The 11,950-nt window shown below is 44.2% G+C and carries 4 protein-coding genes; 2 read left to right on the forward strand and 2 right to left on the reverse strand.

Annotated elements, in window-relative coordinates:
• Nucleotides 1-7,775, forward strand: a 7,775-nt coding sequence (locus tag R7F64_RS23270; protein WP_318072111.1) for a tandem-95 repeat protein, incomplete at its 5' end; no start/stop codon positions are given.
• An 86-nt stretch (nucleotides 7,776-7,861) separates the two neighbouring features.
• Here the strand turns inward: R7F64_RS23270 and R7F64_RS23275 are convergent.
• A complete protein-coding gene (locus R7F64_RS23275; RefSeq protein ID WP_005377363.1) occupies nucleotides 7,862-8,476 on the reverse strand; it encodes an OmpA family protein in 615 nt (204 codons plus the stop codon).
• A gap of 2 nt (nucleotides 8,477-8,478) precedes the next feature.
• Nucleotides 8,479-9,792: a TolC family outer membrane protein gene (locus R7F64_RS23280; RefSeq protein ID WP_021707835.1), complete on the reverse strand. Its 1,314-nt coding sequence runs from the start codon at nucleotides 9,790-9,792 to the stop codon at nucleotides 8,479-8,481.
• Between the two features lie 389 nt (nucleotides 9,793-10,181).
• On the opposite strand from R7F64_RS23280, the gene R7F64_RS23285 reads away from it, so the two are divergent.
• A partial coding sequence (locus tag R7F64_RS23285) for a Calx-beta domain-containing protein (protein ID WP_318072112.1) occupies nucleotides 10,182-11,950 on the forward strand: 1,769 nt, incomplete at its 3' end.

Below are 11,950 nucleotides of genomic sequence, written 5' to 3' on the forward strand. Positions count from 1 at the left end.
CAGTTGAGATCGTTGATGGCAAACTGGTCTTCACACCGGCTGAGAACTTCCATGGTGACGCCGAAATCACTTACACCATCACTGATGGTTCGCTGACTGACCAAGCGAAAGTAGCTGTTACCGTTAACCCAGTAAACGATGCGCCAACGATCAAGGTCGATGCTGTAGAAAGTATCACTGAAGATGCAGTGAATACCGATACGGTAGTGGCAACGTTGGAAGTCGCTGATATCGACACGCCAGAAGAGCAATTAACCGTTTCTTTAGAAAACAACTCAAACGGCTACTTTGCGCTAGTTGGCGATGAAGTCAAACTGACTCAAGCGGGTGTTGACGCGGTTAACAACGACGAACTCAACCTTAAAGACCTAACGATCAGCGCATCAGTATCGGATGGTGTTAATCCAACGGTTAGCGACAGTGATAGTTTGATTGTGAATCGCGTTAACGATGCACCAACAGTCGACAATGTGATTTCAGATCAAGTGTTAGCAGAAGATTTTACGATCTACACGATTGATTTAAACGACGCATTTAAAGACAGCGACTCCGCACTGAACTTCTCAGTGTCCGGCAACAGCAACATTCAAGTGGCGATCGTCAATGGGATTGCTACGTTCACTCCAACCGCGGACTGGAACGGCTCAGAAGCATTGACCTTTACGGCTACCGATCCAAGCGGTGAAAGCGTCAGCCAAACGGTGAACTTCACAGTTGCGCCTGTGGCGGACATCGTGGCAGATAAAGCGACGGTTGTGGAAGATACGCCAACCATCATCAAGGTTTTAGGTAACGACACGTTCGAAGGCGACGACAAAGTGGTGTCGCTCGATAGCAATAACGGTCCAGCCAACGGCACGGTCTCGGTCAACCCGGACGGCAGCGTCACTTACACGCCAAACGACAACTTCCACGGGGCAGACAGCTTCACCTACATCGTCACCTCCGGTGGTGTCAGTGAATCCACCATTGTTAACGTCGATGTCACGCCAGTAAACGACAAACCTGACAGTGAAGACTTTACGCATGTGGCCGATGATCAGCTTACGCACGTTGTGTTTGATACCGATACGAAGCCTCTGGGTCACGGTGACTCTCAAGATCATATCGCGGATGTTGAAGACGACTTAAAATGCAACGATCTACATGTCCGAATTACTGAACTGCCAACCTCAGGTACGTTGTTCTTTAAAGATAGTGATGGTGAGTTGCACGAAATTAAAGAAGTAAGCGATACGCTTTATGACAAAGACAGCCTTTACTATGAAGCTGATAATGTGGGTTTCTTATTAGGTATCAAGGATCGCCCAGATACACCAAATAGTTCCGAGTCTACAACAGATTTCAATAATTGGGGGCTAAGTGAGGACGGAGGTCCATCACACTCCCGTACTGAGCATTTAGCAAATGGAGCTTCTATCACCATTTCTTCTGATAGCGGTGAGCTTGCGCAGTACAACCGCCAGGTGTCACACATCGGCAATGGTATCGCTGACAATGATGGGCAGGGTATTGAGAAAGGTGAAACGATTACGATCGATTTGTCTAATAATCCTGTGGGCAGCGTAAACCTTGGCTTAGATGGATTAGGTGGATTGTTTGATTACGGTGATGACAACGCAGCACTTATTACGGTTACATACTTAGATTCAAATAATGTCCAACAGACTCAAACGTTCGAGTTTTTGAAGCCTGAAGGCAACTTCATGCTATTCCAAGAAACAAGCGTTGGTTATGGGAAAGATCTAGCTCTTCCTGAAGGTTCGGTCATTACTCAGTTAGATTTTTCTACGAAAAATGAAGGGAACTGGGAGTTACGTTATGTAGAAGGTGTACCTGCCGAAGACAGCTTTGGATATGTGGCAGTCGACTCTGAAAATGGCGTTAGCGATCCATCTACAGTCAATATCGTTAATGAAATGCTAGATGGTAATATTGCTGAAAATGGGCCAAGCCTGTCTGTGGTCGGTGATAGCGTGACTGAGGGTGACAATGTCACGTTCTCGGTTGTTCTAAATGAAACCACTAGCACTGCCGTTAAGTACCAAGTTGATATGCTTGCTCAAGGTTCTTCAGTTGATAAGAATGACGTAAATCTATCAAATGCAACCTATACAAATGGTGTTGTTTTCTTAGGTGGTTACTTGATTGTTCCTGCAGGTATAAGTAGCTTCGAAATATCGATTCCGACTATTGATGACTTGGTTGTGGAAAGCAGCGAAACGATCGTTCTTGAGATCGGCGGTGAAACGGGGACGGCAACAGTTCTTGATAATGACAGTACAAAACTTAGCGTAGTAGATGCCGGCGATGTCATTGAAGGAACTGACGCAATATTTACCGTTTTACTCTCTAACCCTGTTCAAGAGGCCGTTGTCGTCAATCTGAAGTCAACAACAAATGATAGCTATACTGCGGAAGATGTTGATCTAGGCACTATGGTAGTGACCTATGTGGATACTCATGGTCAAACTCAAACATTAGATATAGCGCCTAATGGAGACGTTACTATACCTCCAGGTGTCGCTGAAATTAAAGTCGCAGTCCCGACCAAACTAGATAATGTCCATGAAGGTGATGAGAGCTTTGGTCTTACGGTTACGGAAATCGGTAGTGTCACCAGTAATGGTATTGCAACTGGTAACGCAAATATTGTGGATTCTGATCCTGCACCTTTAGTTAGTATTAGTGCCGATCAAAATAGCGTAAATGAAGGTGAAACGGCAGGCTTTACGCTGACACTTGATAAAGTTGCAGATGAGAGTGTTACGGTTCATGTCGAATATAGTGGCGTGGCCCAAGATGGAAAAGATTTTGTTGGCGTTCTGAGTGTTGAAGTTCCTGCGGGTCAATCTTCAGCTGCTCTTGACTTACTGACGGTCACCGATGGTATTTATGAGGGCGCAGAATCTTTCACAGTAACCATTAAAGAGGTTGATGGCGCTGATGCGAGCATTGCTTCAAATAACAGCGCAAGTGTTGTGATCGTTGATGCCCAAAGTGCACCGAAAGTGACTATTAGCTCAGATCAATCCTCAGTTGATGAAGGTAGTGATGCAAAATTTATCGTCAACATTGACCAAAAAGCAGATGAAGATGTACTGGTAACATTCACAATCGGAGGGAATGTTGATGACAAAGATTATATTGCTCCAAGTACGTACACAGTCACGATTCCAGCGGGTAAAACGTTGGCGCCGATTGATATAAAAACTCTCGATGATGGTATTTACGAAGATCTTGAAAACCTAACCGTGACTCTAATTGATACGGTTGGTGCAGATTCGACGCTTGCAAGTGACTCGAATGAAGCAACAGTCTCTATTATAGATGCTCAGCACGCTCCAGAGTTTATTTCTGGCGGCGATAGTGCTGGTGACAAACCAAATGATGATGTTTACGACTTCGGGTCAGTTAACGAAAACACGGTGATTGGGGCCGTTATCGGCACGGTCGTTGCTGAAGATCACGATAATGACGTGCTTGTATACCGTTTTGCAGATGGCTCGAGCACTAATGGTATTTTTGATATCGACCCGACAAGTGGAGAGATTTCATTGAACAAGACAATCGATGATGTTGACTTGGGCGATTATACGCTTCAGGTTGAGGTTATCGATGGAACTGGCGGGATTGATACTGCCGAGGTAAATGTTTCTCTGGTAAATGTGAATGATGCTCCTGAATCTTCGCCTTCAGTGGTTGAGATGAATGAAGATACTCAAGTGATGCTTGATTGGTCATCATTCGGTATTAGCGATGTGGACTCTGATGTATCAGATCTATCCGTCCAAATTACAACGCTTCCTAGCGATGGCTCATTAGAGTACAGAGATTCGCAAGGCGATTGGCAGTCTGTACAAATCGATCAAGTCCTCGATAAATCGCTTTTTGAGGAAAACGGTGTTCGTTTTGTACCTGAATTAAATGAATCAGGCAGTGACAGCTTCGGCGGAAATCAAGTCGGAGATCAGGAATCTAGTTACGCTCAAATTGGTTTTAAACCGACAGATGGGCAGAGCTCTGGTCAAGAGTCGACACTGACAATAGACGTGAACCCTGTAGCTGACAAACCGAACTTAATTGCAGTGACGCCATTAAACTCATTGCCTCAACAAGAGTTTAACGTTACGACATGGAGTAATGTTCAAGTTGGTTCTAGTGATGGTATGGGGGTCAATGGAGAGACTCTAATCTCAGCGATCAACGCTCTTAATGAAGCCGATGGTACTCGATTGAGTTGGGCAAATGTGGAAGATTTAGGGACTCATGCAACCTTGGCAAATGAGGCCGTTCTAGTCACATCTCTTGTTTATCTCGAAGCTGGCTCGAGTTACGACTTTGTCGGTCAAGCCGATGATAGCCTTGCAATCAAGTTGGGTGGTACGTTACTTGATCAAGCTCGTTGGGGGAGCGACAGTGGTGATATTAAGGGAGCTAGCTTTACCCCTTCGGTATCTGGCTTTTATCCAATTGAAATTTATCACCATAACCAAAGTGGTCCGGGTAACTTTAATGTGGATGTATCCATTAATGGACAAGCGCCTGTCAACCTGAGCAATAGTAGTCTTTACGTAGTTAGTGATGAAAGTGCACTAGAAGCAACTGATATCAGAACGTCTGAACTACAAGAAGTTAATGGTGTTGCGTTTTACGAAACATACCAGCTGAACGAAGGGTTACAAGATACAGCGATACCGCTCTCTGAAATTAAAGCAAGCTTAAATGATACAGATGGCTCTGAATCACTTAAAGTCACGCTAACTGGCTTACCTGTAGGTGCGATCCTTTCAGATGGAAATAGTTCTATTACTGTCGCAACTATTGATGAAGAACTGGACGTGACAAGTTGGGCATTAGATGCACTTACTGTGACTCCACCTGCGGGCTCCCATGATGACTTCACTATCAATTTGACTGCAACGAGTACAGAAAGCTCGAATGGTGATTCAGCAGAATCTAACTTGGCGATCAATGTTGTAGTACATGAGAACTTACCTACGGAAACGGAAAGTGATTTGGGCGAAACCATAGAAGACAATACTCTACAAGGGAATGTATTGCTTAATGACTCTGACGGCGACAATATTCTGATGGTAGATCATCTTACTATCGATGGTGCTGATTACGAGGTAGGCGAAAGTGTTTCTTTGACTAGTGGTACGTTACTAGTAAACCGAGATGGTAGTTACATATTTGAACCTGCTGAGCATTGGTCAGGTGACGTTCCATTAATTAGCTATACCACAAATACTGGCGTAACAAATACACTTGATATCAATGTTGTTGCTATCGCAGATGCACCTACGATCACGATCAATGTTGGCGACTTAGTTAAACGAGATGCTATTGATCCAAACCATCACTTAGCTACATCGGCAATAAATAATACCAATACCGAAAATGAGGCTGTCGCAGCCAACCTTGGGTTGGATAATGCAGTACCTAAAATTAATACACACGCTGGTGTTGTGTTGGGAGTCAATACTGACTTAAGTGACACCGACAGCTTGTTTGTTGGGACAGATTTCAACGATGTATTCTATGGTGGCGGTGGCGATGACGTATTTGTTGGCGGTGGTAACAATGATACGTTTTATGGTGATGACGCGACCAGTCTTACTCTGCATGATGGTAAAGATACAGTCTACTTAACAGGGAACTTTGATGACTACAAAATGACCTTCAAAGACGATCATGGAGGTAAAGTTCCATATTGGATTTTATTAGATAGTCGTTCTATCGATTCGGTAAACGATCATACAGGTAGTGATGACCGAGGTGATCATTTATATGAAATTGAACGCGTTGTTTTTGCAGACAAAATTGTTGATTTGAAACCTGATGGCACTTATGAAGTGCTTCAAGATCGCTGGATTTCGGTCGATGTGGATGTTGATCTAGTTGATGTCGATGGAAGTGAGGATTTAGCGCAGACTGCTCTTGTACAAGATCTACCAGACGGTGTTGACGTGTATGTTGATGGGGTCGCAATTAAGCAAGATTCAAATGGAGATTACCCTGTCACTCTTGGTACAGATGGTAAGCTTTCCCTGGATATCAGAGTGCCATTCGATTATGAAGGCAGCTTAGAGTTCCCGCTAAGCGTTACTGCTACGTCTGTTGAAGGATCAAATAATGACGCAGCTTCAACAACTGAATCCGTTGAGCTTACAGCTCGTGACTATGTGTTGGAGTCGGGATCGCATGGGAATGATCAGATAACGGGTAGTGACGATCACGATATTATTGTTGGTGATGTTCAAGGATTGGAGATCATTGCAGGTCAGGACTACAACATCGCATTTGTTCTGGACACTTCAGGGAGCATGGGTAACTGGGTAGGAACTGCGAAGCAAGAAGTGCTAGATGTGTTTGATGAGCTGTTAAGTGCGGTAAATCAAGGAGAGAAGCCAGGGACAGTGAATATTCACCTTAGTGAATTTGCTTCAAGTGCATCAGCGGTGATTTCTGTTGACTTGAGTTCTCTTACAGCAAGAAAAGAGTTTGTAGAAGAGTTGAATCGTGTAATTGATGATGAGGGTTCTGGCGGCACAAACTATGAGGCGGGCTTACAGTCGGCCGTTGAATGGTTCAGCAGTCAACCTAACCCTAATGGCCAAAATATCACGTACTTTGTTACGGATGGTCAACCAAATAGAGCAACATACCTCTATGGTGTAGCACCGAGTGAATTCTCGAAAGTGATTTTGGACGTCGATAATTCTGGCAAGCTTGTTACCCTGCAAGATATTGCGAGTAAAAACAATTACTCATACGGACAAACAGTTACCTACAAAGGTGATGTCGTTATAGATAGTTACGGTAAGGTTTATTCACCGCTAACAGGAAGAATCCTTGGCGATATCGACAGATATTATGGCTCTATCCGTTATTACGATGAAGGGAATAGCTCGACACAAGCTCAAAACATGTATCAAGTACTAGCGGCATTGTCCTCTATAGAAGCGATAGGTCTTGGGAGTGGCGTTGATGAACATACACTCAAGCAGTATGACACTGATGGTGTGGTAGAGTCAGATATTGATGTTACTAAGCTTGCTGAAACGATATTGGGTCAAGATGTACCTCTCAAACAAGGTTCAGACACTATTCAAGGAGGTGAAGGTAACGATATCTTGTTAGGTGACTTAATTGAGTTTGGTGGTAATGAACAAGGCTTAAGTGCGATTCAATCACATGTGGCGCAGCAAACGGGTCAGGATGTGTCTACCGTTGACGGCGAAGATATACATGAGTACGTTAGAAATAACTTGGAAGAATTCAACCAAACTCACCAAGGAGATAAATCGGATAATTTATATGGCGGCGCTGGTGATGACTTACTATTTGGTCATGGTGGCAACGACATACTCGTTGGCGGTGAAGGGGATGATATTCTGATTGGTGGTTTAGGTAGTGATACTTTAACAGGGTCAGAAGGGGCCGACATCTTTAAGTGGAGTGAAGTCACTAACGATGTTGATACTGTCACTGACTTCAATAAAAATGAAGACGCTCTAGACTTCTCAGATCTGTTTGACGACTTATCTAAAGATGAAATTGGAGAGCTTCTTAATGATCTTCAATCAGGTGATCATACTGGTGATGTCGGAGAGTATCATGTAGAAGTGGCACCAGACGGGGGATCTGAGGCAAACCTGAGTATTACAAAAGGGAGCTCGACATTGGACATCCATTTTGACGGTGCAAGTGTTGATGATGTGACTCAAAGCTTAATTGCGAGTTTAGAAGCTCAGTACAAAGACATGTAGTAGCGCTAAACTGTAGTCAAATTTAAAATCAAAAAGGTCTAGCAATTTGCTAGACCTTTTATTTTTACGGTCTGTTTATTGTTGTGCTAGCTTTTTGGAAGTGTTGTGAAAACGGTCCATTCTTTCTTCACTTCACCCTTGTGGCCAATCACTGTTGCGGTTACTCGACGGTTCAATGCGTGACTAACTTGGTCTGTACCTTGTGTCGCAAGTACTGTGTCTCCATAGCCGACAATGGTAACTCTATCTCCACTAATGCCGTTCTTCATGAGCTCTTTTCTAACGTTTTCAGCGCGGCGCTTAGATAAGTCAAGATTATGTTCTGCAGTACCAGTGCGACTAGCATAACCTTGAATCTCTATAGACGTGTTCGGGTACTCTTTCAAAAAGTCGGATAGTTCAAGAATTTGTTGCGTAAAGATAGGGTTGATCACATCGGAATCGTTCGCAAATAGTACTCGAATTTGCATTTCTTGTGAGGAGTCAACGTACGAACCGCAACCGTCGTTGTCTATTTCGGCACCCAAAGGTGTACCCGGGCACAAATCTCGCTCGTTAATGACTCCGTCAGAGTCATCATCTATATGATCAGCCCACTGATCGGCAATTGGGGTATCTATGTAATCATATTCATCACCACGATCTGATGAACTGCATGCGGAGAGCATTAATGAGAGTGTAATAAAAGCTATGTGTTTCATAATTAATACTCCACTTCTTCTAGCCATTCTTTAGGCATTTCAACCCTTAATGCACTCAACAGTTGCCCAGTTGCGTTCATCACTCGATATTTGGCGTACTGCTCTGCGTATTTAGAATCTAAGTAGTCTTTACGCGCCTCAAAGAGCTCGTTTTCAGTGTTCAATAGATCAAGCAGTGTTCGTTTACCGATGCGATATTGCTTCTCGTAAGCAATTACGGTTTCAGACGCAGAGTCTACATGATCTGATAGAAACTCTTTTTGTTGTAATGTTAAATCAAGCGCACTCCAAGAAAGCCTTAACCCTTCTTCAACATTGCGATAGGCACCTTCACGCAAGTCTTTTGCTTTATTTAGCTGGTAGGCAAAGTTTTCTGAGTTCGCTGCATCACTGCCACCATTGAATAGGTTGTAGCGTAGACGCAGCATGGCAAGTGTCTCATCACTTCGACCTTTTAAACCATCAGCGTCGTCACGCCATGTTTGCGAAGCTTCAATTGAAATGGTTGGGTAATTAACACCTTTAGACTGTTTGTATTGAAACTTAGCCGAGTCTACGTCTGCGAGCGCCACTTGAATAACGGGATGAAGTTCAAATGCCAAGCCTACCGCTTCATCAACCGTGTACGGGATAAAGTTTTGGTCCGCTCTCGGAAAGATTAACCCTTGTGGTGTTTGACCGACTAAACGAGTGAACATCGTGTGAGAGTCATACAGGTTATTTTGAGCAGCAGCTAAGTTTCCGTGTGCTTTTGCCAAACGTGCTTCTACCTGCGTCAAGTCAGCAGTAGAGCCGATACCCGAGTTGACTCGTTTTTTAATGTCATCGTAAATATCTTTATGAACAGCAAGGTTGTTTTCTGAAAGCTTTAGGACTTCATACGCTTTAACAGCGTCCAAGTACACTTTAGTCACTTCAAGTGCCTTATCTGAAGCATCTGCTAAGAGTTGAAATCTAACAGATTCAGCATCAGCTGCGGTTCGATCAATATCATTTAATGTAGCGCTACCATCCCATATTAGTTGGGTCAGTGTCACTGAAGCTTCCTTTCGAGTGTAATCCGTGTCTCCTCGACCAACTTCATCTGACGGGTCTAATCCTTCATATCCAATTCCAGCATCTAGATCAACAGAGGGGAGGTAAGCACCTGATGAAGCTTCATTTATGTACTTCTGGCTCATAAACTCGTTAAATGCACTCTTAATATCGGGGTTATTTTGTAGCGTCTGTGCAACCGCTTGCTCTAGAGTTTGACCGAAAACTGGTGAAGACACTATTAAGCAACAGCAGGCTATATGTACTCGATTCCATCTCACGTTAGTTCTCCTAAAATCATGTCGCTCTTATTCTGTTTCATATTTGAGACGAGAAGTTACAAACAATGAATTTTCTTAGTGCGTATTATCAACTTGTTGATGTTTAAATGTTTAATTCAATAAAAAACAACAATCTTACTCTCTAAACTCTAGCATACGAGGCAAAGCTTGCTTGGTAAGTGGTCGATTTTTTCGTAGAAAACCTTTTTATCTTAAGAGCATAGCGGAAACTGGTTTAAATGAAGGCAAATTCTTCGGTTATTTTCCTTATTACTCTCAAAAAACTAAATCCTCTTGGAATAAAACGAAAAATTCATATTTTGTCTAAACTATAGACGTGTTTAGTGCAGTAACAAGCCTTTAATTAAACTAATACAAGGATGAAGAGCATGGATCGAGTAGCGTTAAGTTCATTGATGAGCAATGTCGTGGTTATAGGGCTTGATGGGAACCTGAGAAGTCTTGAAAGTGGTCAGCTACCTCAGCCTGGTGAATTAATTATTGAGGAAGTTTCTGATACATCAGAATTAATTGTACAACAGGTAACACCGCAAGGTAGTTCAATTAACGTTACTGATGATGTCACTGCGCTAATCGAGGCTATCGCTAGTGGAGAAGACCCTACTGCTCTTGGTGAGGATTTTGAGCCAGCTGCAGGTGAGGAAAGTGGTTCTAGCCCCCAAAATACTGGTGCAATAGATCGTACTGGCGCTGAATTGTTGGCTAGTACGAATTTTGAGACCGTCGGTATTGATGGAATCGGACTATCTACAACTCAAGCACTATCTTTGTTGGATCTTTTCAGAGTAATTAATGGCCCTGTACCACCGACTATCTTAGTTCAAGAAATATCTAGTCCGACTATCAACGAAGGTGACCAAGTTGTATTCGATATTACTCTAAGTCAAACAACTGAAGACAACACTGATGTCATTCTTTCTCTCCTTGATGGAACCGCAACAGGCGGCTCAGCTGACGAGAACGGGAGTGACTACGTCAATGAGCGTGTCCTCATAACATTTTCTGATGGTACAACAGAAGAAGTTTCAGTCGGTGAAAGCGGAACCTTTACCATTTCGATCCCACCGGGTGAAAGTGACTTTACGGTCTCTATAGACTCTATTGACGACTCTGTATTTGAAGGCCCAGAAACGTTTACGCTCTCTGGCACGACAGAAGAACAAAGCACACCTGTTACTGGGACTGCCACTATTTTAGATGATGGTAGTGGACCTGGCTCAAATCCTGATGATGATCGCCCAGCGGTAACGATGAGTGATGCAGGTACGGTTAATGAGGGTGAGACAGCGAACTTCAAAGTGACGCTGTCGAATGCCTCCGAGTCCACTGTTCAAGTCGAGCTAGGCCTGAACTTAGGTGACACCGAAGTTGGAGACTTAGGCACCCTAGAATACAACACGGGAAGTGGTTGGGTTGCAGTGCCAAACGATGGCGTAGTAACGGTGCCAGCAGGGCAAACTGAGTTTGATGTGCGCATCGCTTCTGTTGATGACGCCGTTTACGAAGGCCCTGAAGATTTCAGTGTGACAGTAACCGGCATTGGCGCAGTACAAGGCAGCGATACGGGGACGGCGACGATCGTGGACGATGGCACTGGGCCAGGCCCCGATCCGGATGATGACCGCCCGAATGTGACTATTTCAGATGCTGGCACCATCAATGAGGGTGAGACAGCCAACTTCAAAGTGACGTTGTCGAATGCCTCCGAGTCCACTGTTCAAGTCGAGCTAGGCCTGAACTTGGGCGATACCGAAACCGGTGACTTAGGTACCTTGGAATACAACACAGGCTCCGGTTGGGTTGCAGTGCCAAACGATGGCGTAGTAACGGTGCCAGCGGGGCAAACCGAGTTTGATGTGCGTATCGCTTCCATTGATGATGCTGTTTATGAAGGTCCAGAAGATTTCAGCGTGACGGTGACTGGCATTGGCGCAGTGCAAGGCAGCGATACGGGAACGGCAACGATAGTGGACGACGGCACGGGTCCAGGCTCTGATCCGGATGATGACCGTCCAAGCGTGACAATTTCAGATGCTGGCACCATCAATGAGGGGGATACGGCGAACTTCAAAGTGACGCTGTCGAATGCCTCCGAGTCCACTGTTCAAGTCGAGCTAGGCCTGAACTTAGGTGACAC

The sequence above is a fragment of the Vibrio sp. Vb1980 genome (assembly GCF_033338615.1).
Classification (GTDB): Bacteria; Pseudomonadota; Gammaproteobacteria; order Enterobacterales; family Vibrionaceae; genus Vibrio; species Vibrio alginolyticus.